This window comes from Bacillus sp. BPN334, assembly GCF_008368885.1.
Lineage (GTDB): Bacteria > Bacillota > Bacilli > Bacillales > Bacillaceae_G > Bacillus_A > Bacillus_A wiedmannii.
Genome location: NZ_QOZW01000016.1, coordinates 1 through 21,832, shown reverse-complemented (window position 1 = coordinate 21,832; position 21,832 = coordinate 1). Strand labels below are relative to the sequence as shown.

Below are 21,832 nucleotides of genomic sequence, written 5' to 3'. Positions count from 1 at the left end.
TGTAATAATGCTCCGGATTCTAGAAAATGAAAGTTTTGAAAGGGGGCCCTGTAAAACTGTGTTTTAGAAGTACTACATTGTATGCGAAAGTACATTTTGTAATGCATGGTCTATTGCCGGAAATGTGTATTGATACCCATGTTCAATTGCTTTACTAGGTAATACATGTTGTCCTTCGAGTACAAGTATACTCATCTCACCCAATAAAGTGTGAAGCATAAATGAAGGGACAGGTAACCAATGAGGTTTTTTCATTATAGTTGCAATGGTTTCTCCAAATTCCTTCATTTTTATAGGTAGGGGAGCTGTGATGTTAAAAGGACCATCAATTTCTTCTTTGTGTATGATGAAATCAATTAGGCGAACGACATCGTCTATATGAATCCATGATAACCATTGGTTTCCAGATCCAATTGTACCTCCAATATAGAATTGATAGGGGAGTAGCATTTTGGGAAGAGCTCCTCCGTCTGCGCCTAATACAACTCCAAGTCTTGCGTAGATTGTTCGCATTCCATGAGAACGTGCTTTAGATGCTTCTTGTTCCCATGAATATACTGTATTTGCTAAAAAGTCATTTCCAGGAATCTCATGCTGTTCTGTAAAAGACTCAGTTTCAGACGTTCCATAGTATCCAATAGCACTTGCGTTAATAAATGTATTTGGCTTTGTACCAAGTGTTTGCAATTGTTTAATGAGTCCTTTTGTTGTTTGAATTCTACTGTTTAAAATGGATTCCTTTTGTTTCTTTGTCCATCTACTATTAATAGACTCTCCAGCTAGATTAATAACTACATCGATAGAAGAGAGGGGGAAGGTTTGTAAATCTGGTGTCCATTGTACATACTGAAGGTTAGGGTGGGAAGTTTCAGTAGTTTTGTTTCGAGTAAGAATGTAAACATTATATCCTTTTTGAATAAAAAAAGTAGAAAGGTATTTACCGATAAAGCCGGTACCACCAGAAATTGCGATTCTCACAATTATTTCCTCCTCATTATATATATTCTTGAAAAGCAAAAACGTTCCTTGACTATGTTAAAATAATAGAGAGGTGAGAGTATGGCTGTCATTACAAAAATAGAAGTGCAAAAACGATCGAAAGAACGGTTTAATATTTATATTGATAAAGGTCAAGGTGAAGAATACGGATTTAGTGTGGATCAAGTAATCTTAATGAAACATGGATTACAAAAAGGGTTAGAAATTGATGAACTAGCGTTAGGAAATATTTTATACAATGAAGAGGTACAAAAAGCATATTTACAAGCAATTTCCTATCTATCCTATCAAATGAGAACAAAAAAAGAAGTAGAAGACTATTTACGAAAAAAAGAAGTGGGACAGGCCGTCATCTCTGAAGTCGTTTCGAAATTATTACATGATCGATATATTAATGATAAAGAGTACGCTGTTTTATATACGCGAACGCAAAGTAATGTGAATCGAAAGGGTCCAACTGTTATTAAAAGAGAGTTATTAAATAAAGGTGTTCAGGATCTAATCATTACACATAGTTTACAAGAATATCCGAAGGAAAAGCAAATTGAGAATGCTTTACTTCTTATAGAAAAGAAGAAAAGGTCTTATCAAAAGCATTCCTTTTTACAAATGAAGCTAAAGTTAGACGAAATGCTTGTTCGTAAAGGATATTCTAGAGATATGATTCAAATTTGTTTGGAAGAATTGAAAGACGAAAAAGATGACGAACAGCAACAAGAAGCGTTACACTATCATGGGAATAAATATTATGAGAAATATAAGAAGTATGATGGATGGACATTTGAAAATAAGATGAAACAAGCGTTATATCGCAAAGGATTCTCTATTGATGAGATAGATATATTTTTGCAGATGAAACGTGAAGAGGGATGAGGGGAATAAGATGAATATGCCAAAGCGCTACAGTGAAATGACACCACATGAGCTAAGGGAAGAAATTGGGGTTTTGAAAGAGCAAGCAATAAAGGCAGAGCAGCTTGGTATTGTAAATGAGTTCGATGTATTAATGCGAAAGATGGCAATGGCTCGTGCTTATATGACTGATATCAATAAATTTCATATTGGTGAGACATATGAATTAGTAGAAGAACCTGGTATATTATTTGAAATTACGTATTTCAACGGGGTATTTGCTTGGGGACATAAGCAAAATGATAATGAAGAGATTGGAATACCGATTTCTTTATTACAAGAAAAATGAAAACCAGAGAGCGAATATCTCTCTGGTTTTCATTTTTGGTAGGCGTTACAGGAGATAGGAGATTCTAAAATTGGCGTTTTTTACATTCATTCGCCAGTATAATGAGAGACTGGGTTTGTTGCGTCTGTCCGTTAACTTGCGCTTTTGCATGTTTCGGACGAGTCCACGTATGGTTAAATAATTCAGAACGACTATCTAAGCGATCACGGTAGCTCATCTTTATCACCTCGTGTAGGAAGTTAATTTTTTAGGTTGTACCTGTACTATTCTTCCTGCTGATTTGCAGCACGCATACGTTCTTGTGGGTGCGTGTTAATTGTGCCGTTAGGTCGTTTCGAAGCGAAGCGTGATTTCGCTTTCGGTTGACCATCGATTTTGCTGTTGTTTTTTGACTCAGACCAAAATTCGGCTTGTTTACCCATTGCGAACGCCCTCCTCATCATCAGTTGATACCTCTTTAAGAAGTATCACTTATAGAATGTGCAAAATAGAAGAAACTATCCTTTAGAAATTAAGGGAATAAATAGGTAAAAGGAGAATGGAATATGAATGATATTCACGAAACATTAACAAAAGAACTATTAGACAAAAATGACAAACTTTCTTACGCACAAGCTCGTGCGTGGGTTGAATTATTGTGGGAAGACTTTCAAACAACTTATGCTAAATCAGGTCGTTATCAAGGTGATGAAATGACTGAACAAGTGGTACGAACATGGATTAATAATCATGGAGGTCGCCTTCATGAAATGCGTACAAATAATCCGAAATATAGCCATTTAATCAATCAAGAAGATCATTTGAAACATTAAAAAAAGCGACTTAAGTCGCTTTTTTTAATGTGGAAGTAATTCCAGTTTTTTTCGAAGTTTTTCTTCACTAAAAATCCATCCTGTATAGGAACTAATAATATTTAAATTGTGGTCGAGTTGAACGATTGCAACGAATGGATAATAATCTTTACTGCGATAGCGCAAATCAATGAAGCGAACTTCGTAATAATGATCATAATCGAAAATGTCCCAGCGATACACAGGAGAAAAAGATAGAAATGCTGAGATGTTTTCATCTTGTTTAGCTGCGCGCATAATAGCATTATCTGGGAACGGTATCCGGTCGAACTTATCATAGACCATGATGTTACCACGATGCCATCTAGCAACGTAGTAATAATCAGTTGTAACGATTGCTAAATGATAATGATAAAATCTGTAAGAAGGGGAAATGATTATTTTCTCCACATGATTGAAACGTTTATATACGATGCTACGTATGTTTCTATGCATCATAATCCGTCCGATATAGTAAACAATCATCAATATATACGCTGCTAAAGCAGTATACCCTTTATGGGAGCCTACGAGCATACAAGCAATCGCGAGTAGGTGGATAAAGAAAATGACGGTATCAAATGTATTAATGATGCCGAGTGCTACCCATTTTTTTGTGAAGGGCCGTAATGCCTGTGTACCGTAGGCGTTGAAAATATCTACAAAGACATGAAGAAAGACGGCAATAAATGACCAAAGTAGTAGATGCAAATATGGAGCGTCTGAAAAGAAGGCGAAAGAGATGCCACTTATAAGGAATGACCAAAGAATCACTGCAGGAATGGAATGAGTAATCCCGCGATGATTTCTTATATATTTAGCGTTATTACGCAATTTTAAAACTGTATCGATGTCAGGAATATTGGAACCGGCAATTGTAGCAAACATAACTGCTTGTGGCCCAATATCACTTTGTGCTATGGCTGGATCTAACGTTGCCAAACTGCCTAGAGTAACGCCCATAACAAGGTGAGTGGCTGTGTCCATAGAAATTCACCTCCGTTTTTTATTAATGTAACTCTTTTTATTCGATACCTCAAGTCCTTTGCCTTCTATTTCCTATGTCATCTTACTTAAATTTTTTCCTAAAATCTTTATAATAGTACTTATATGCAAAAAAATGAGGGGGATCAAGTTTGACACTTGAAATATTAAATAATTTTAACATAGAGCAGTTTCAAAATGATTTAATTGGTTGGTTTGAAAAAGAGCAACGCGACTTACCGTGGCGTAAAAATAAAGATCCATACCGCGTTTGGGTTTCGGAAATTATGTTGCAGCAAACAAGGGTAGAAGCTGTAAAACCATATTACGCGAATTTTATGGGGAAGTTTCCTACTCTAGAGGCTTTGGCAAATGCTGATGATGAAGAAGTGTTAAAAGCATGGGAAGGTTTAGGGTATTATTCTAGAGCACGAAATTTACATGCGGCTGTAAAAGAAGTGAAAGAAGTATACGGCGGGATAGTACCGAGTGATGTAAAGAAAATTGAAAAGTTAAAAGGAGTTGGCCCATATACAAAAGGTGCTATTTTAAGTATCGCATATGGTATACCAGAGCCAGCAGTTGACGGAAATGTTATGCGTGTATTATCTCGCATTTTATCAGTATGGGATGACATTGCAAAACCAAAGACTAGAAAAGTGTTTGAAGAGATTGTGCGTGAAATTATTTCAGCTGAAAATCCATCTTATTTTAATCAAGGTTTGATGGAGTTAGGTGCACTAATTTGTATTCCCAAAAATCCAGCATGCTTACTTTGTCCTGTACGTGAACATTGCAGGGGATATGCTGAAGGTGTTCAAAAAGAACTACCAGTAAAAAGTAAAGCGAAAGCTCCTACAATGGTACCGATTGTTGCAGGAGTACTTCAAACAGAAGATGGTCGTTACGTCATTAATAAACGTCCAAGTACAGGGTTATTAGCTAACATGTGGGAGTTTCCAAATGCTGAACTTGGGGAAGGGATTCGGAATCAGAAAGAGCAGCTTATAGATTATATGAAGGAAAAATTTGAGCTCTCGATTTCTATTGAAGAATACGCAATGAATGTACAACATACATTTACTCATCGTACTTGGGATATATTTGTATTTTACGGAAAAGTAACCGGTGATATTGTTGAAACAGATACATTGAAATTTGTATCGAAAGAAGCTTTTGAACAGTTACCTTTCTCTAAATCGCATCGTACGATTTATGAGAGTTGTGTTGAGAAAATTACAATGCAATAAACAAAAAAAGTGTTCCCTAGATTGGGAACACTTTTTTAATCGTAAGAAATTTTTGTCCCATGAGTCCAACTAGCATCACCTTCTTGTAAGCCGCCCCTTGATTCGATTTCTATCACAATTTCTTTATAGATACTTTGACCTTCTGCATTTAAATACGGCAAAATCTGTTGTAATGAATGATGAAAATAAGCTAATTCATCTTCTTTCCATTCATTTTTTGAAATCATCGTTAGTTCAGTCATATCGCGTCCTATATACATATTTCCACCTCCATTTTCTATAGTTTGAATGAGTAACAAGAGATATATGCGGAATTTTTTCAAAAGAAAATTACGGATAGCTTCTAGTTGAATTGGTTACATTATTGATTGTGGAGGTGAGAAAGATGAGTAAAAAACAACAAGGTTATAACAAGGCAACTTCTGGTGCTAGCATTCAAAGTACAAATGCTAGTTATGGTACAGAGTTTGCGACTGAAACAAATGTACAAGCAGTAAAACAAGCGAATGCACAATCAGAAGCAAAGAAAGCACAAGCTTCTGGTGCACAAAGTGCAAACGCTAGTTATGGTACAGAATTTGCAACTGAAACAGACGTGCATGCTGTGAAAAAACAAAATGCACAATCAGCTGCAAAACAATCACAATTTTCTAGTTCAAACGAGTAATGAAAGAAAAACACTTCTCCATTTCGAGAGAAGTGTTTTCTTTGTGTGCGGGTCATTGTAATGAAAAGAAAGCGGACGACATAACTTCTAATAAGTCAACAAATGTAGTCAAAGGAGAAGGAAGTTAAAGATTAGAAATATGTAATTAGGAATAATAACTGATGAATAAATCTAAAAGGGGGTAAGTAATGAACGATTTTGATAAGTTGGTAGGAGAGCAATTGGAAACGATGGATGAGTTGTTAAAGTTACAAGCTCATCTAGAGAAATATCAGCAAATTGAAATCAGCGAAAAGGATACGTGCGATAAAAAGGAATTACATTTTATCCGCCAAGAAATATATAGAACAGAATTAGCGTTAAAACTGTTACATGAGAAATTTGAAGAGCAAACAAATAGTGTGATTCAATCTTTTGAAACTGAAAAAATGATTTCGAATTTAGGGTAAGGCATATTGTTACCTTCCGGTGAAAGGCCCTTCTTTAGATAGAAATAAGGAAGGGCTTTTTCTATTCCCATTTCCTCGTTTGTAAATCATTCAGCGAAGGCCCCGTCTCCTAAGAAGATTAGGGATATAGTATTCGGTGTGAAAAATAGAGTCTTGTGGCTTTAGTTTTAAAATTTCGACAAAAAAGTTATAATAGAAAAAAAGTGAATGCAGCTCAAAGGGCATTTGCAGTTGAAAGAAGGGAGCATATATGGGATTTCCCAAAGAAGGAGAAAAAGTACAAATACATAGTTATAAACATAATGGCTCCATTCATAGAATGTGGGAAGAGACAACAATTTTAAAAGGGACACAGAGTCTTGTTATCGGAGCAAATGATCGTACAGTAGTGACAGAATCAGATGGCCGAACATGGATTACTCGTGAACCAGCAATTTGTTATTTTCATGCAAACTATTGGTTTAATGTGATTGGGATGCTAAGGGAAGAGGGAGTATATTATTATTGTAATTTAGGCTCACCTTTTGCATATGATTCTGAAGCATTAAAGTACATTGATTATGATTTAGATATTAAAGTATATCCAGATATGACATATACGCTTTTAGATGAAGATGAGTATGAAAAGCATAGTCAAATTATGCAGTATCCACCTGTTATTGATACTATTTTAAAACGAAATGTAGCACAATTAACACAATGGATTCATCAAAGAAAAGGGCCATTCGCGCCAGATTTTGTAGATATGTGGTATGAAAGATATTTAATGTACAGAAATTAAAACAAACCTGCAGGGGATTTCCCGGCAGGTTTGTCCTATTAGAGGGGGGATTATGTGCAAGGTATAAAAAGATATTTGCACTTTGTTAAACCATATCGATGGCTTATTGCTATTACGATTATGATTGGTCTAGTTAAATTCGGCATCCCGCTTATTATGCCGTGGTTATTAAAATATATTATCGATGATGTAATTCAAGGTGGAGGGTCACTTCAAGATAAAACATCCCAATTAGTAACAGCCGTTGGGATTGCCTTTTTTATTTTTGCAGTAATAAGACCGCCAATTGAATATTATCGTCAATATTTCGCGCAGCGTATCGCAAATACAATACTATATGATTTGCGAAAACATATTTTTGGTCATTTGCAAAAGTTGAGTTTACGCTATTATTCGAACACAAAAACAGGGGAAATTATTTCACGTGTAATCCATGATGTAGAACAAACGAAGGATTTTGTAATTACTGGTTTGATGAATGTTTGGTTAGATACGGCAACAATTGCAATTGCTATTATTGTTATGTTTTCTATGAATATAAAATTGACATTTGTTGCGCTATTAATTTTACCTATTTATGTAGTGGCGGTGAAATATTTTTTCGGACGTCTTCGAAAATTGACGAAAGAGCGTTCACAAGCGTTAGCAACGATGCAAGGGTATTTACATGAACGTATTCAAGGGATGCAAGTGACACGTAGCTTTGCATTAGAAGAATATGAGGGTAAGCAGTTTGAAAAAAGAAATAATGAATTTTTGACGAAAGCGTTAACGCATACGAGTTGGACTGCAAGGACATTTTCAGCAGTGAATACGTTAACCGATTTAGGCCCGTTACTGGTGATCGGCTTTGCAGCATATGAAGTAATTCAGGGGCAGTTAACATTAGGGACTATGGTTGCCTTTGTTGGATATATGGATAGTTTGTATAGTCCGCTTCGCCGCCTTGTTAATTCCTCCACAACATTAACACAGTCTTTCGCATCGATGGATCGAGTGTTTGAATTGTTAGATGAAAAATACGATATTGTCAATGTGCCAAGTGCGGTACAAACGACAAAATTAAATGGTGAAGTGATATTTGATAATGTATCTTTTCGTTACAATTCGGATGAAAAAGAGATATTACATAACCTTTCGTTAACTATGTTGCCAGGAGAGAAGGTAGCACTTGTAGGAGCGAGTGGGGGAGGGAAGTCATCTCTTGCTAGCTTAATCCCACGTTTCTATGATGTTTCTTCAGGTGCAGTTTATGTAGATGGGATAGATGTTAGAAAGTATGATATGAGAAATTTACGTAGTCATATTGGAATTGTACTGCAAGATAATTTGTTATTTAGTGATACAATCGGGGCAAATATTTTATATGGAAATCCGAAAGCTACAGAGGAAGAAGTGATTGCAGCTGCTAAAGCTGCGCAAATTCATGATTTTATTATAGAGTTACCTGATGGCTATGATACTGTCGTTGGGGAACGCGGTGTGAAGTTATCTGGTGGGCAAAGGCAACGTGTAGCGATTGCAAGAGTGTTTCTAAAGAATCTATCGTTACTTATATTAGATGAGGCGACTTCCGCTTTAGATTTAGAAAATGAACGGTATATTCAGCAGGCGCTTCAGACGTTAGCTGCTGATCGGACGACGATCGTAATCGCACATCGATTGGCGACGATTACGCATATGGATACGATTATTTACATTGAAGATGGTGAAATTAAAGAAACAGGTTCTCATGAAGAGTTAATGAAAAAAAGAGGGTTTTATTACAATTTATATCAACTTCAACATATAACAGAAACAGCTCCTTTAGCGTAAAAGGAGCTGTTTTCTTTATTCGTCTTCTTTTTTATCTTCGATTTGGAGTTCTGCTTCTGGTTTATGGTATGTGTAGAAGCTATCCACAAGTAAATCTAAATGCTCTACTTCTTCACTATAGTTAATAATGGCAGAAATAAGAGGGAAGAGGTGTAGCCATGTTTTATAAGCTTCCTCATCGTCCTTGTTTTGATAATCCATAAAGATATCAATTAATTCTTGTTTACCTGTTTCAACTTCATCAAGCATTTCAACGGATTGTTGTTTTTTTGCTTTACCAATAAATTTTAATAAAACTTGTTCATGGTAATGGGTTAATGAGTCAAGTTCGTTTTGGATAGATTCCTGAAATTCTTCTGGCATATAGCGCAGTTCATTTTCAGTACGATGTAATGATTTTAACGTACTTAAAGCACGGCTTGTCGTCGCTAACATTTGTCTGAATAAAACGAGCTTACGAATTTTTGCGAACTGTACTTTTTTCGTGTAGCTTCTTTCTTCTTTATACAGCAAATAGTAATGGTTTAGTTTGATCATCTTTTCTTTCATACGATCAATATCAGTTTTTAGCGTTGTAAAATCAGAAGCTTGCCTACTATTCATTCGAATCCATTTTACAATTTCTTCTGTATTATCAACGATACGGTGATATAGTTTTGTTTCGTATTTTGGCGGCATAAACACTAAATTTACAAGTGAAGCCGCAATAATTCCAATCATAATCGTCGCAAAGCGAAGTAAGGCAAAACTAAAGAAATCGTCGCCTTGATACTCCATAATGGCGATAACTGTTACTAAAGCAATTGATATTGTGTTTTCTAATCGTAATTGTAACGTAAGCGCAATTACTAATATACATGTTAATCCAATAATAAAAGGATTATGTCCAAAAGCAGTAGCAAATACGATAGCGAATACCGCACCAATGACGTTTGCTTGAATTTGCTCAAGAGCTGTTAAATATGAGCGGTATACAGACGGTTGAACAGCGAATATAGCTGAGATTCCCGCGAATACTGGACTCGGTAATTGAAGTAAAATACAAGCAAATAAAGCTAATGTGATGGCAATACCCGTTTTTAAAATGCGAGCACCAAGTTTCATACCCTTAATAAGATCCTTTCTCTTGTCATAATGAATGTACAACATGATACTATACATTCATTACAATATGTTAGCAAGTGATATTTTAGTGACGTTAATAAGAAATTAAGATTCATTTTATACTTTTTCCTAATTCTTTTTAAACATCAATTTTTAGTGAAAAAACCTGCTGAATTTCAGCAGGTTTCAAATTGTTACTATAGATTACTATGAGAAGTGTACTTCGTCAATTTTTTCTTGAGAATGAAAAGTTGGTATATCACTCTGTGGAGATAGATGGATCAGCCTGCTCTTTTTTCGGGATAATTTCAAAAAACTGTTGCTGCATATCATCGAGTAACGGTGTTAATAAAGCAACTTCCTCGTATTGCTCATGTTCATTTAATACACGAATATAATCTAGCAATAACTCAGTCACATCTTGCACGCCATTTTTACTAATTGGTTGTAATGTAACATTTGCCCCTTTTGCGATTCTTCTTTTTAAGGCGTTTTCTGTTAAACCCGAGCTTGAATCATGACGTAAATAAACAACACCACCAGTCATACCAGCACAAATCCATGGACCAGGATCCCCTAAAACAAGCGCTCGCCCATTTGTCATATATTCAAAAGCGAAACCTTTAATATTAGAGTATACACCTATATTCCCTTGCTCTTTTTCACGGAGTGGCTTTGTCATTCGCCCTCCAATTATCATGTCTGCTCCAGAGAGGCGAATGCCGGCGCGAGCATCAGCGTTACCTTGAACGTATAGCGATCCTTTTTGTGCACCGTACCCAAAACCTTTTCCGACAGAACCGTTATAATATATGCCGTCTTTTCCTTTTGCTTTCGTTATATAAATACCACCACCAAAGGAGGTTTTACCAATACCATCTTGTGCACCGCCATTTACGTGTATAAATAAGTTCTCACTATTATAAGCACCTAATCCATTTCCAGGAATAGAGCCATTCGTATACTTTAATGTAAGTGGTTCAAGCTTCGTGTCTTCATATAATTTACTACGAACGCGATAGCAAGATTCTAGACCACCCATAACGCGTTGCTCTACGCCAACGCCTACTAATTCTTTTGAATGAGGGGAATGAACTGTTTCAAATTGTTTTTCCGGTACGTATTCTGTTTTTGTAACAGATGGGTGTTCTATCGTTTGTAGTAAATTACATAAGTTTAATAAATTTTCGCCTTGAACTTGTTCTAATAAATCGGAATGTCCAACAATTGCTTGTAAATTTGTATAACCAAGATTTCCTGTTAATCGTTTTAGTTCTACGCCAAAAGTGGTGAATAAATGTAATAATCCAGCAACGGCGCTTTCTAATTCGCGCGGGACGAAGCGGCGTAATCCGTGTTCTTTCGCCTGAGCTTCAGACTCAATTTGTGTTGCAATTCCAACGTGACAAGTATCTAGATGACATCCGCGGCAAGTTGTACAGCCGATTGCAATCATGGATAATGTACCAAACCCAATACGGTTTGCTCCAAGGAGCATGATTTTCAAGGCATCATTAACACTTCGAATACCACCGTCAGCCCAAATTTCTACTTTATGTCTCATATTTGCTTCTAATAAAGCATTGTGAGCGGCTTTCACACCAATTTCTACAGGAAGCCCTACATGTTGCAATGCGTGAATACGTGCAGCACCTGTACCACCATCAAATCCGCTAATGTTAATAAAGTCAGCACCAGCTTTTGCGATACCGACAGCAATTGTTCCAATGTTAGGGACGACAGGGACCTTTACAGCTACTTTCGCAAGTTGATTAGCCGTTTTAATTTCTGTAATCATTTGAGCTAAATCTTCAATGGAATAAATATCATGGTTGTTAGAAGGTGAAATTAAATCTGAGCCAATTGTAGCATTACGTGCTTCAGCGATTTTTGCTGTTACTTTTGAACCTGGCAAATGTCCACCTTCACCAGGCTTTGCGCCTTGCCCGATCTTTATTTCAATTAAGTTTGATGAATTTAGTAGTTCGGCATTTACGCCAAATCGCCCAGATGCAACTTGTTGTCCACGTGTATGTGGATATTTTCCAATCATATCTTTAATTTCGCCGCCTTCACCGTTTAAACTAATCATATTTAGCTGATCGGCCGCTTCTGCATATGCACGGAAGGCAACTTCATTTTGAGAACCGAATGACATGGAACTAATAATAAATGGTAAATCATGATTTTGAATGCTGATGGACACTTCTTCAGTTGGAACTACATGTTTTGTTTCTTTCGTTTGAACAAGGTGTCTAATTGCGATTGGATTATTTTCTTCTAATTCACTTAACTTGTCACGGTAATCATCATAAGAGTTTCCTTTTGCGACATCGCCGATTGCTTTCCAAATTCGCGGGAATATATGAAAAGATTTTCGCATTCTAACTTTAGGATTGTTATAATCATCCGCTCGCAATTGTGCATCTTCAGCAAGTGATTCAAGCGAAAAAGCTAAATCATTTGAACCGAAGAAATTCGTAATTTGTAATATATTTGCGATTTCCTCATGTAATCCGATAGAAGAATAGAGGCGACCGTAACCACGTAATTCATGAATTCCAATTGTTGAAATGACTTTTTCTAGTCCTTTATTAAGAGCAGTATACAAATTCGTAATTGGCGTTTTTGTTCCATCATTTACGGTTGCAAATAATAAATATGGATTCATACCATCTGCTCCTAATCCATACAGTGTGACGATATCATGTAAGGAGCGAAGGGCACCAGAACGTATAACGAGAGAGCAGTTTCGGCGTAATTTATTTTCGCTTAATACTTGATGTACTTTAGCGGTAACTAAATGCGGATCAATCCATAACTGTTCATTTAGATGAGCGTTGGCATCGTCTATTAATAGTAGGGAAGCTCCATCGTTCACGGCCTTTATCGCTTCAGAACTAATTCGATTTAAGGCGCATTGTAAAGTTTCTGTCGGACTGAATGTAGCAGAGATTGTAGCGATAGAGCTATGAGTATTGAATAGCTGTATAAGTTGTTCGTACGTAATTGTGTGTAATTCCTCTGTAATAGATTGTGCTACACTTCCTTCTAGAATAATGGGGGAAAGCATCTCAACTACAAATGGCTGTTTAGCTCCGCTTAATAAACTTGGGCGCTCTCCAAGTATTGTTCGTGTGGAGAAGTGCTCGACCTCTCGATCACGATCGATTGCTGGATTTGTAACAACGGCTACACTTTCCTTAATGAAATCAGCGATATTTCGTCTATCAGTATCGAGTGCTGCAAGTGGTGAGTCATGCCCAAGTGAGCGAATTGGCTCGACGCCTTTTGTTGCCATCTGTTCAAGAAGCTGAATATGTTCTCGATCCCACCCGAAAGAAACGTACTGTTTCGTTTCAACTTGAACAGAATCACATAATCCTTGGATTTCTTTCGTTTCAGGGATAGATAAGTTTAAATGATAATTGCTAACATCGATTCGTTTTTGGAAACGATTATATACTTCAATTTGGTATTTGTCGTATTCATAAAGAACAAGTTCATCTTGTTCATTCCATTTTAATCCGACCTTTTCTCCAGGAGCGAGTGGTTTCGGTTCTTCTACATATTCGGTTGGTGATACAACTCCAGGTTCAGAAGAGAAAACATAAGAACTCACTGTCTCTACTTTCCATACTGGTCGTAGTCCAAGGGAATCAACGCTGAAAACAGCCTCATCTTTATAACGTGAAATAATACCAGCTGGACCTTGCGCAAAATGGCCCCATGCTTCACGTATATACGTATATAAATCTTGTAAATGCGGTTCATAAAGTTTAATTTCATTAATAATTGGTGGGAATAGTATATCCATTGCTTCAAATAAACTGTAGTCGTATTGAACAAGTAGGGTTTCTAGGGTGCGGTTTAAATCTTGGGAGTCACTTCCCCCAACAGTAAGTGGAACATGAATCATGTCAGCTTGATCGCGTAATTTTGCAATTGTGTTAATTTCACCATTATGTCCGAGAATGCTAAATGGTTGTACACGAAAAAAATTAGATAATGTATTAGTAGAATAGCGGTTATGTCCTAGTGTCATAGTTGAAGCGATAAGTGGATGTTGTAAATCATTGTAATAGGCAACAAGTGTATCCCCAGCACCTAGAACTTTATATACAACATGGTCACGACTTAATGAAGCAACATGAATCGCTTCGTTTTCCTCTATTTTTATCGTTACTGAAAATAATGTTTGCTCAATATTTTCAACTTTATTTTCTGCGATAAGAGCAACTTGCCAAAATAAAGGTTCTTCCTGTTTACCAAGTGGACCGAGTGCATCGGAATTTATTACATCATCACTTTCAAAAATAATAGTAAAATTTTCGTTATTTAATTGCGTACGAATATGATTTTTTAAATTAACGATATTTGCGTTTTTGTTTAGAAAAAAATGTCCAACGATAAAGTGGGGATGATCCACAATCGTTGGATTGTATCCGTTATTTTTCAGCTTTTCATTCCAAAGTGCTTTTGGGACATCAATGTGAATTCCGATACCATCTCCTTCACCATTAATGAAACCAGCTCGATGATTCATTTTGACAAGTGATTGTATGCAAAGGTCGATGTTTTCTTTTGTAGGAATTTTTCGTTTCTCCATAACGGAAACGATTCCACACGCATCATGTTCTGCATTTTTATAATCTCGAAATAAAGACGGTGTCCATGTATTTGTTTTATTGAGCATCCGTCAATCCCCCCTCTTATTGAAGTTTGAATAATCTTACTATTCAAGGCGTGAGCAGCCTTATATACAAGGATAGTAAGGATATAAAATAAAAATAAAACAGATAATTATGAATAATTATACTATTAATGAGGGATTTATGAAATAGAAAAAAGGAAAAAAGAAAGATGTGCTTTCTTTTTTCCTTTTAATGACGGGATTATTTATTATCCGCTAAAGCAGCAAATGCTCTGCCTACAGCTTCAATTGTATATTCAATATCTTCTTTTGTATGTTCTGTCGTTAAGAACCATGCTTCGTATTTAGAAGGTGCTAAGTTAACTCCTTCTTGAAGCATAAGCTTGAAGAATTTACCGAACATTTCACCGTCTGTATCTTGTGCTGCATCGTAATCTTCAATTGTATTTGTTGTGAAGTATACAGTTAAAGCACCTTTTAGTCGGTTTAATGTAATATCGATATTATGTTTTGCAGCTTGCTCTAAAATTCCCTTTTCAAGCATCGCACCAAGTTCATCTAATTTCTCATAAAGACCTTCTTGTTGAAGAACTTCTAGACAAGCGATACCGGATGCCATAGAAGCAGGATTTCCTGCCATTGTACCAGCTTGATATGCAGGTCCGAGCGGAGCAACTTGTTCCATAATTTCTTTCTTACCACCATAAGCACCGATCGGAAGTCCGCCGCCAATAACTTTACCAAGCGCTGTTAAGTCTGGTGTTACGCCAAGTAAGTCTTGAGCACCACCGTACATAAAGCGGAAAGCAGTAATAACTTCATCATAAATTACTAGTGCACCAGCTTCGTGAACAAGTTCATTCACTTTCTCAAGGAAGCCAGGTTTTGGCTCTACAATACCGAAGTTTCCAACAATCGGTTCTACAAGGATAGCTGCTACTTCATGTCCCCATTTATCTAAAGCTTCTTTTAAAGTTTCTACATTATTAAATGGAACGGTAATAACTTCTTGAGCGATACTTTGTGGTACACCGGCTGAGTCAGGAGTTCCTAGCGTAGAAGGGCCAGATCCAGCTGCTACAAGTACTAAATCAGAATGGCCGTGGTAACAACCAGCAAATTTCATAATTTTTGTGCGGCCTGTGTAAGCACGAGCGACGCGAATTGTTGTCATTACTGATTCAGTACCAGAGTTTACGAAGCGGACTTTATCTAATGCAGGCATTGCTTCTTTTAACATTTTTGCGAATTTTACTTCTAGTGCTGTTGGTGTTCCGTAAAGTACACCATTTTCAGCAGCTGTTGTAATTGCTTTTGTAATGTGCGGGTGAGCATGTCCAGTAATAATAGGACCGTATGCTGCTAAATAATCGATATATTTATTTCCGTCTACATCCCAGAAATAAGCACCTTTTCCACGTTCCATAGCAACAGGAGCGCCGCCGCCAACTGCTTTAAAAGAACGAGAAGGACTATTAACGCCGCCAACGATATGTTCTAAAGCTTCTTTATGTAATGCTTCTGATTTTGTGAATTTCACTACAATTCATCTCCTTACAAAAATCTATGTATTATTCTAACATGTTTTTCGAAAAGACGTATTGTTTGTGATAGAGAAGGCAGTTGGGTAAACTATTCGTTGTGACATTTAGGAAGGGGGTCCGATTATGAAATCGGTAATTGAGGTACAAGGGTTACGTAAAGAATTTACAGCCTATTCAAGTCGTCCGGGATTAAAGGGTGCTTTTCGCGATTTATTAAATCGTAATTATAAAATAGTACCAGCAGTAAATGATGTATCTTTTACTGTGAAACAAGGTGAAATGGTTGGGTATATAGGTGAGAACGGTGCTGGTAAATCAACAACTATTAAAATGCTTACGGGGATTTTGACTCCGACATCAGGAGAAATTTTAGTAAATGGGATGAACCCGCATAAGCAGAGAGAAGAATTCGTAAGAACAATTGGTGTTGTTTTCGGTCAACGCTCACAACTTTGGTGGGATATTGCTGTACAAGAATCTTTTCGTTTATTAAAAAAAGTGTACGGTGTATCAGACGCTCAGTATAAAGAGCATATGGAACACGTGATTGAAACGTTAGATATTGGTCCTTTATTAGATAAGCCAGTTCGAAAGTTATCTCTAGGTCAAAGAATGCGTTGTGAATTAGCGGCAGCATTAATTCATAATCCACCGTTATTATTTTTAGATGAACCAACAATTGGGTTGGATGTTCTTGTGAAATTAAAAATACGTGAATTTTTAAAAGAAATGAATGAACGTTATAAAACAACAATCTTATTAACAACCCATGATATTACTGATATTGAAGCTTTATGTGAGCGCGTTATCATGCTGGATGAAGGAAATATTATGTATGACGGTTCTTTAAATAATCTTCGTACACAGTGGGGAGCAGAGAAGGAAATCCATTTTCAATTTATTGCACCAGTTTCCTATCAGGCTTTATCAATGGTTATGCCAGATAGTCATGTCGTTTGGTCGAAAGCGAAAGAGGAAAACGCGTGGGTTGCAAAAATACCGAATGAAGAAGTTATCATTTCAATGCTTATTTCTAAAGTAGTACAAGCCTTTCAAATTAAAGATTTAAAAATTAACGAAGTATCTACAGAGGAAATTATTCGTAACATTTATGAAGAAGGTATTAAACATGGGTAAGTACATTGAAATGATTCGGATTCGCTTTTTAATGATGCTTGCGTATCGTACAAACTATTATAGTGGGATTTTAATTTATACAATTAATATCGGTGCGTATTATTTTTTATGGCAAGCAATTTATAGTGGAAAAGAGAATATTGAAAGTTTATCTATTTCGCAAATGACTACTTATATCGCAATTGCGTGGATGGCACGTGCTTTTTATTTTAATAATATAGACAGGGAAATTGCGATGGAGATTCAAGAAGGACGTGTAGCAGTAGAACTCATTCGTCCATATAACTATTTAGGCATGAAAGTGATGCAAGGTCTTGGTGAAGGAATATTTCGTTTTGCTTTCTTTTCAATTCCAGGTATGGTTATCGTTACCTTATTATTTTCATTGCAAATTACAACGAATTTTCAAACGTGGTTATATTTCTTCTTATCTTTAATATTTAGTTTTATTATTAATACACAAATTAATTTAATGACGGGAATGCTCACGTTCTTCCTATTTAATAATAGTGGAATTATGTATGCGAAACGTGTCGTTATTGATTTATTTTCAGGTCTATTATTACCAATTAGTTTTTATCCGTTATGGGCCCAAAAGGCAATGATGTTTTTACCGTTTCAGGCGATTAGTTATATTCCGAGTATGATTTTTTCAGAAGGTATACAAGGAAGTAAATTGTATGAGGCATTATTATTCCAAGTAATTTGGGCAATTGTACTTATTATTCCAATTGTACTCATGTGGAGAACGGCGAGAAAACGTCTAATTGTACAAGGGGGATGATGAGATGATATATATAAACCTATTTTTGCAATATGCAAGCCAATATATAAAAACAAAATTGGAGTATCGGGGCGATTTTATCGTTGGATTACTTTCTGATTTAGCACTACAGGCTGTTAATTTAATCTTTATTCTCGTTGTGTTTGGGCATACACAAGCATTAAAGGGCTGGAGTAGAGAAGAAGTAATCTTTATTTATGGTTTCTTTTTAGTGCCGTTTGCCATTTTCTCAGCTTTCTTTAACATATGGGACTTTAATGATCGTTACATTATTAAAGGAGAAATGGATCGTATATTAACGAGACCGATTCATAGTTTATTTCAAATTATATTAGAAAGAATGGAACTGGAATCTTTAATTGGAGCGATTACAGGAATAATTGTAATGGGATATGCAGCAGTGGAGCTGCAATTATCTTTTTACTGGTACGATTTCTTCTTATTCTTACTGATGGTAGGAGGAGGAGCACTTGTATACGGAGGGATATTTGTTACGCTTGCGAGCCTTGGTTTTTGGTCGGATGCGAAAAGTTCAATTATGCCGCTCATGTATAACATAGGTAACTATGGTCGCTATCCTGTTAACATTTATAACCGTGTGATTCGCTTCATTTTAACGTTTGTTTTACCATTTGCGTTTGTCGGAGTGTATCCAGCAGCATACTTTTTAAGAAAAACAGAGTGGAATAGCTATGCATTTGCAACACCATTCGTTGGTGTTATCTGTTTTACGATTGCAATTACTCTTTGGAATCAAGGGGTAAAAAGGTACCGTGGTGCTGGGAATTAATTATAGAAGCTTGTTTGTTTCTAAGGGATAAATCCAATGGCCGTCTCATACATATAAAATGAGGTGTAGGACATGTTATGGGGATTTATTCTATTAATTGCAGCAATTGCTATTTTGAGAAGTGTCCAATTGTTATGGAGTTCATATTCAGATTCTAGGCGTTTCTTTTCGCTTTATAATTTAGCCTCCTTATTTTTAATTTATACAACGGTATTGATTGCGTTTGGGTTAAGTTATGTTGTATTAGAAGAAATGGGTTTTGCAGTTTTGAAAGAAGATGGAGAAAGCTTGCATGCCCAATCTTTTCAACTTGTAGAAATTTGCTTATATTTTAGCGCAGTTACTTTATTGTCCGTTGGGTACGGTGATATAGCTCCGATTGGAATAGGGAGATGGATTGCGATTGCAGAAGCGCTAATTGGATATACATTACCGTTTGCTTTTGTAATGAGGTCTGTAATAGACAATGAAAAATAAGATAGCATTTGATATAGTAAAGAAAAGAGTAGGAGTGATAACAATGATCACAGTAGGAGAAATGGCTCCAGAATTTACATTAGAGGGAAGTAACGGGGAACAAGTTCGCTTAGCTGATTTTCGTGGTAAAAACGTAGTGCTATATTTTTATCCGAAAGATATGACTCCAGGGTGTACAACTGAAGCATGTGATTTTCGAGATGCATATGGATTATTTCAAGAGAAAGATACAGTTATTCTTGGTGTAAGTCCTGATTCAGCGAACAGACATCTGAAATTCATTGAGAAGCATGAGCTTCCATTTGTACTTTTAGTAGATGAAGATCATAAGGTAGCGGAATTATACGACGTTTGGAAATTGAAAAAGAACTTTGGAAAAGAGTATATGGGAATCGAGCGTTCTACATTCCTTATTAATAAAGACGGTGAGCTTGTAAAAGAGTGGCGTAAAGTGAAAGTGAAGGGACATACTGAAGAGGTTCTTTCTTATATAAAGTAAATTCATTGTGGAGATAAAATATATAGAAGTAAGGCGAGTGTCTATACATATTTTATCGTCTTACATAAAGTGAAGTGTAGGGCATACCTCCTCAGATGATAGTATTCCAAGTGCGATTATGTCGCACTTTTTTTCTATGTAAATGTATAGAAAATGGGGAAGGATATATAAGAATAAGGCTATATACAAAAATAAACCACATACTTATAGTAGAAATATTGACGATTTATAAGAAAAGGAGTACACTCTTTATAAGAATTATAAAATAATAATCCGTATAGAATCGGGGTGCATGACGGTGGTCAAAGAAGAATTAAAAGAAGCGCTAGAAATGCTGAAAAATACGGGTGTACGCATTACTCCACAGCGTCATGCTATTTTAGAGTACCTTGTGGAATCTATGACGCACCCAACAGCGGATGACATTTATAAAGCATTAGAAGGTAAGTTTCCAAATATGAGTGTTGCAACTGTCTATAATAACTTACGTGTATTTAAAGAGGTTGGACTTGTAAAGGAATTAACTTATGGAGACGCTTCAAGTAGATTTGATTATGTTACAAGTCAACATTATCATGTGATTTGCGAAAAATGTGGTAAGATTGTTGATTTTCCTTATGGAGGTTTGGAACAGCTTGAAGAGGAAGCTGCGAAAACGACAGGCTTCGTTATTAATAGTCATCGCTTAGAAATTTATGGCGTTTGTCCAGAGTGTCATAAGGCGTAATATATAATAAAGAAAGAGGCTGACGGCTTTACGTCAACCTCTTTCTTTATTATATATGGGAATTACGTTAGGTTCAGGAGGATTTAAAACGTTCAGTGAAGAACCTAATTTAATTAAAGATAAACATCAAAAGGTGATTTCTTAACCAAGAAATCACCTTTTGATGTTTAGTTTTGTCAGGCTACATTGTACCCATATATACCTATGATTTATAGCTCTTCTTATTATATTTCTCATCAAATTCTTTTCCTTCTAGATTTCGATCCATTGTTAAAGGTTGGTTGCAATGCATACATGCGTCGACACGACCGAGCATTTTGGTCGGCTTATCGCAGCTTGGACAAATAATTTGTACAGTTTTAGTAGATAACATGCCAATCCAAAAGTAAACGACAGTACTAGCGATAACAGCTAAAAAGCCAACCATCATAAATGTCGTCATAATAATAATGTTTTCACGGAAAAAGACACCTAAGTATGCAATGAAGAGGCCGATAAATACTAAACTTAATGCAAAGGTCCGGATTTTATTGATTTTGTTTGAATACTTAATGCTCATTCTCACCACTCCCCTATAACAATAATATAACATAAAATTTAGAATTTTCACTCGTCCGTAAACGTGATAAACCGATAAGATATGAAATATGGAGTATAATGAAGAATGAAGGGAGGCTATAATGATTTTTGGAACATATTTTTAAAGTTTTAACGGGATGTGAAATTTTTTTGTAAAAAGTATTGACCCTTTATATACTGCATGATATATTAATAACCGTCGCTGATGCAGAAACGCAGAAAACGACAAAAAAGAAATTGAAAAACTTAGTTGACATCGAAAAACGAAGATGTTAACATAAGGAAGTCGCAAATGAGCGACCAAGTAGTTCTTTGAAAACTGAACGAAACAAACAACGTGAAACGTCAATTTTTATTTTTAGATGCTAGACAAACTAACTTTATTGGAGAGTTTGATCCTGGCTCAGGATGAACGCTGGCGGCGTGCCTAATACATGCAAGTCGAGCGAATGGATTGAGAGCTTGCTCTCAAGAAGTTAGCGGCGGACGGGTGAGTAACACGTGGGTAACCTGCCCATAAGACTGGGATAACTCCGGGAAACCGGGGCTAATACCGGATAA

At 36.1% G+C, this 21,832-nt stretch carries 23 protein-coding genes and 1 rRNA gene; 15 read left to right on the top strand and 9 right to left on the bottom strand.

Features of this window, described 5'->3' with window-relative positions; genetic code table 11:
- Window positions 1–72: 72 nt before the first annotated feature.
- Window positions 73–978, bottom strand: a complete 906-nt coding sequence (locus tag DN393_RS23520) for a TIGR01777 family oxidoreductase (RefSeq protein WP_064477265.1) — start codon at window positions 976–978, stop codon at window positions 73–75.
- 81 nt (window positions 979–1,059) lie between these two features.
- On the opposite strand from DN393_RS23520, the gene recX reads away from it, so the two are divergent.
- A complete protein-coding gene (recX, locus tag DN393_RS23515; RefSeq protein ID WP_149173988.1) occupies window positions 1,060–1,872 on the top strand; it encodes a recombination regulator RecX in 813 nt (270 codons plus the stop codon).
- A 10-nt stretch (window positions 1,873–1,882) separates the two neighbouring features.
- Entirely contained in the window at window positions 1,883–2,200 is a 318-nt protein-coding gene (locus tag DN393_RS23510; protein ID WP_001057030.1) for a YfhH family protein, read from the top strand.
- Between the two features lie 64 nt (window positions 2,201–2,264).
- Here DN393_RS23510 and DN393_RS23505 read toward each other — a convergent pair whose 3' ends face one another.
- Window positions 2,265–2,417 carry a YpzG family protein gene (locus DN393_RS23505; protein ID WP_000122093.1) on the bottom strand — a complete coding sequence of 51 codons (153 nt, stop codon included), beginning with the start codon at window positions 2,415–2,417 and terminating at the stop codon, window positions 2,265–2,267.
- A 46-nt stretch (window positions 2,418–2,463) separates the two neighbouring features.
- On the bottom strand, window positions 2,464–2,622 hold the full coding sequence (locus DN393_RS23500; protein WP_000517891.1) for a small, acid-soluble spore protein K: 159 nt from the start codon (window positions 2,620–2,622) through the stop codon (window positions 2,464–2,466).
- Between the two features lie 123 nt (window positions 2,623–2,745).
- Here DN393_RS23500 and DN393_RS23495 point away from each other — a divergent pair, with 123 nt between their 5' ends.
- On the top strand, window positions 2,746–3,012 hold the full coding sequence (locus DN393_RS23495; protein ID WP_000997857.1) for a YfhJ family protein: 267 nt from the start codon (window positions 2,746–2,748) through the stop codon (window positions 3,010–3,012).
- Between the two features lie 24 nt (window positions 3,013–3,036).
- On the opposite strand, the gene DN393_RS23490 is transcribed toward DN393_RS23495, so the two are convergent.
- Entirely contained in the window at window positions 3,037–4,017 is a 981-nt protein-coding gene (locus DN393_RS23490; protein ID WP_064477267.1) for a metal-dependent hydrolase, read from the bottom strand.
- A 149-nt stretch (window positions 4,018–4,166) separates the two neighbouring features.
- Between DN393_RS23490 and mutY the strand changes: the two genes are divergently transcribed.
- The gene (gene mutY, locus DN393_RS23485) at window positions 4,167–5,264 is read left to right on the top strand and encodes an A/G-specific adenine glycosylase (RefSeq protein WP_064477268.1); all 1,098 of its coding nucleotides are present in this window, start codon (window positions 4,167–4,169) and stop codon (window positions 5,262–5,264) included.
- A gap of 35 nt (window positions 5,265–5,299) precedes the next feature.
- On the opposite strand, the gene DN393_RS23480 is transcribed toward mutY, so the two are convergent.
- Window positions 5,300–5,524: a hypothetical protein gene (locus tag DN393_RS23480; RefSeq protein ID WP_000275431.1), complete on the bottom strand. Its 225-nt coding sequence runs from the start codon at window positions 5,522–5,524 to the stop codon at window positions 5,300–5,302.
- Window positions 5,525–5,649: 125 nt separating this feature from the next.
- Between DN393_RS23480 and DN393_RS23475 the strand changes: the two genes are divergently transcribed.
- From DN393_RS23475 to DN393_RS23460, 4 genes are all read left to right on the top strand, one after another.
- Window positions 5,650–5,931 (top strand): gamma-type small acid-soluble spore protein, encoded by a 282-nt coding sequence (locus DN393_RS23475; RefSeq protein WP_149173987.1) that lies wholly within the window; start codon window positions 5,650–5,652, stop codon window positions 5,929–5,931.
- 188 nt (window positions 5,932–6,119) lie between these two features.
- Window positions 6,120–6,380, top strand: a complete 261-nt coding sequence (locus DN393_RS23470) for a YgaB family protein (protein ID WP_000997573.1) — start codon at window positions 6,120–6,122, stop codon at window positions 6,378–6,380.
- A gap of 250 nt (window positions 6,381–6,630) precedes the next feature.
- On the top strand, window positions 6,631–7,161 hold the full coding sequence (gene ntdP, locus DN393_RS23465; RefSeq protein WP_000506626.1) for a nucleoside tri-diphosphate phosphatase: 531 nt from the start codon (window positions 6,631–6,633) through the stop codon (window positions 7,159–7,161).
- 54 nt (window positions 7,162–7,215) lie between these two features.
- Window positions 7,216–8,976, top strand: a complete 1,761-nt coding sequence (locus DN393_RS23460) for an ABC transporter ATP-binding protein (protein WP_149173986.1) — start codon at window positions 7,216–7,218, stop codon at window positions 8,974–8,976.
- Window positions 8,977–8,991: 15 nt separating this feature from the next.
- On the opposite strand, the gene DN393_RS23455 is transcribed toward DN393_RS23460, so the two are convergent.
- The 3 genes from DN393_RS23455 to hemL form a co-directional block, all read right to left on the bottom strand.
- Complete coding sequence (locus DN393_RS23455) at window positions 8,992–10,080, bottom strand: aromatic acid exporter family protein (protein ID WP_064477270.1); 1,089 nt, start codon at window positions 10,078–10,080, stop codon at window positions 8,992–8,994.
- Window positions 10,081–10,339: 259 nt separating this feature from the next.
- Window positions 10,340–14,776: a glutamate synthase-related protein gene (locus DN393_RS23450; protein ID WP_098102479.1), complete on the bottom strand. Its 4,437-nt coding sequence runs from the start codon at window positions 14,774–14,776 to the stop codon at window positions 10,340–10,342.
- A gap of 199 nt (window positions 14,777–14,975) precedes the next feature.
- Window positions 14,976–16,274 carry a glutamate-1-semialdehyde-2,1-aminomutase gene (hemL, locus tag DN393_RS23445; RefSeq protein ID WP_000673249.1) on the bottom strand — a complete coding sequence of 433 codons (1,299 nt, stop codon included), beginning with the start codon at window positions 16,272–16,274 and terminating at the stop codon, window positions 14,976–14,978.
- 127 nt (window positions 16,275–16,401) lie between these two features.
- Here hemL and DN393_RS23440 point away from each other — a divergent pair, with 127 nt between their 5' ends.
- From DN393_RS23440 to perR, 6 genes are all read left to right on the top strand, one after another.
- Entirely contained in the window at window positions 16,402–17,415 is a 1,014-nt protein-coding gene (locus DN393_RS23440; RefSeq protein WP_000843649.1) for an ABC transporter ATP-binding protein, read from the top strand.
- The gene (locus DN393_RS23435) at window positions 17,408–18,199 is read left to right on the top strand and encodes an ABC transporter permease (protein WP_000521517.1); all 792 of its coding nucleotides are present in this window, start codon (window positions 17,408–17,410) and stop codon (window positions 18,197–18,199) included. The genes DN393_RS23440 and DN393_RS23435 overlap by 8 nt, the downstream gene beginning before the upstream one ends.
- A gap of 4 nt (window positions 18,200–18,203) precedes the next feature.
- Window positions 18,204–18,989, top strand: a complete 786-nt coding sequence (locus tag DN393_RS23430; RefSeq protein WP_000639385.1) for an ABC transporter permease — start codon at window positions 18,204–18,206, stop codon at window positions 18,987–18,989.
- 72 nt (window positions 18,990–19,061) lie between these two features.
- Window positions 19,062–19,466 (top strand): potassium channel family protein, encoded by a 405-nt coding sequence (locus DN393_RS23425; protein ID WP_000964347.1) that lies wholly within the window; start codon window positions 19,062–19,064, stop codon window positions 19,464–19,466.
- Window positions 19,467–19,509: 43 nt separating this feature from the next.
- The gene (gene bcp / locus DN393_RS23420; protein WP_060486952.1) at window positions 19,510–19,965 is read left to right on the top strand and encodes a thioredoxin-dependent thiol peroxidase; all 456 of its coding nucleotides are present in this window, start codon (window positions 19,510–19,512) and stop codon (window positions 19,963–19,965) included.
- Window positions 19,966–20,263: 298 nt separating this feature from the next.
- A complete protein-coding gene (gene perR / locus DN393_RS23415; RefSeq protein ID WP_000237831.1) occupies window positions 20,264–20,692 on the top strand; it encodes a peroxide-responsive transcriptional repressor PerR in 429 nt (142 codons plus the stop codon).
- 202 nt (window positions 20,693–20,894) lie between these two features.
- On the opposite strand, the gene DN393_RS23410 is transcribed toward perR, so the two are convergent.
- The gene (locus DN393_RS23410) at window positions 20,895–21,251 is read right to left on the bottom strand and encodes a YgzB family protein (RefSeq protein ID WP_000025063.1); all 357 of its coding nucleotides are present in this window, start codon (window positions 21,249–21,251) and stop codon (window positions 20,895–20,897) included.
- Between the two features lie 400 nt (window positions 21,252–21,651).
- Between DN393_RS23410 and DN393_RS23405 the strand changes: the two genes are divergently transcribed.
- Window positions 21,652–21,832: ribosomal RNA gene (locus DN393_RS23405) — 16S ribosomal RNA — on the top strand; the annotation flags it as partial.

Bases quoted from the DNA above. Each gene is read 5' to 3' on its own strand.
- DN393_RS23440 (WP_000843649.1), top strand. From the start codon at position 16,402: ATGAAATCGGTAATTGAGGTACAAGGGTTACGTAAAGAATTTACAGCC.
- DN393_RS23455 (WP_064477270.1), bottom strand. From the start codon at position 10,080: ATGAAACTTGGTGCTCGCATTTTAAAAACGGGTATTGCCATCACATTA.
- DN393_RS23435 (WP_000521517.1), top strand. From the start codon at position 17,408: ATGGGTAAGTACATTGAAATGATTCGGATTCGCTTTTTAATGATGCTT.
- DN393_RS23425 (WP_000964347.1), top strand. From the start codon at position 19,062: ATGTTATGGGGATTTATTCTATTAATTGCAGCAATTGCTATTTTGAGA.
- DN393_RS23505 (WP_000122093.1), bottom strand. From the start codon at position 2,417: ATGAGCTACCGTGATCGCTTAGATAGTCGTTCTGAATTATTTAACCAT.
- DN393_RS23450 (WP_098102479.1), bottom strand. From the start codon at position 14,776: ATGCTCAATAAAACAAATACATGGACACCGTCTTTATTTCGAGATTAT.
- DN393_RS23495 (WP_000997857.1), top strand. From the start codon at position 2,746: ATGAATGATATTCACGAAACATTAACAAAAGAACTATTAGACAAAAAT.
- DN393_RS23430 (WP_000639385.1), top strand. From the start codon at position 18,204: ATGATATATATAAACCTATTTTTGCAATATGCAAGCCAATATATAAAA.
- bcp (WP_060486952.1), top strand. From the start codon at position 19,510: ATGATCACAGTAGGAGAAATGGCTCCAGAATTTACATTAGAGGGAAGT.
- DN393_RS23510 (WP_001057030.1), top strand. From the start codon at position 1,883: ATGAATATGCCAAAGCGCTACAGTGAAATGACACCACATGAGCTAAGG.
- DN393_RS23490 (WP_064477267.1), bottom strand. From the start codon at position 4,017: ATGGACACAGCCACTCACCTTGTTATGGGCGTTACTCTAGGCAGTTTG.
- DN393_RS23480 (WP_000275431.1), bottom strand. From the start codon at position 5,524: ATGTATATAGGACGCGATATGACTGAACTAACGATGATTTCAAAAAAT.
- DN393_RS23470 (WP_000997573.1), top strand. From the start codon at position 6,120: ATGAACGATTTTGATAAGTTGGTAGGAGAGCAATTGGAAACGATGGAT.
- ntdP (WP_000506626.1), top strand. From the start codon at position 6,631: ATGGGATTTCCCAAAGAAGGAGAAAAAGTACAAATACATAGTTATAAA.
- DN393_RS23500 (WP_000517891.1), bottom strand. From the start codon at position 2,622: ATGGGTAAACAAGCCGAATTTTGGTCTGAGTCAAAAAACAACAGCAAA.
- recX (WP_149173988.1), top strand. From the start codon at position 1,060: ATGGCTGTCATTACAAAAATAGAAGTGCAAAAACGATCGAAAGAACGG.
- DN393_RS23410 (WP_000025063.1), bottom strand. From the start codon at position 21,251: ATGAGCATTAAGTATTCAAACAAAATCAATAAAATCCGGACCTTTGCA.
- DN393_RS23475 (WP_149173987.1), top strand. From the start codon at position 5,650: ATGAGTAAAAAACAACAAGGTTATAACAAGGCAACTTCTGGTGCTAGC.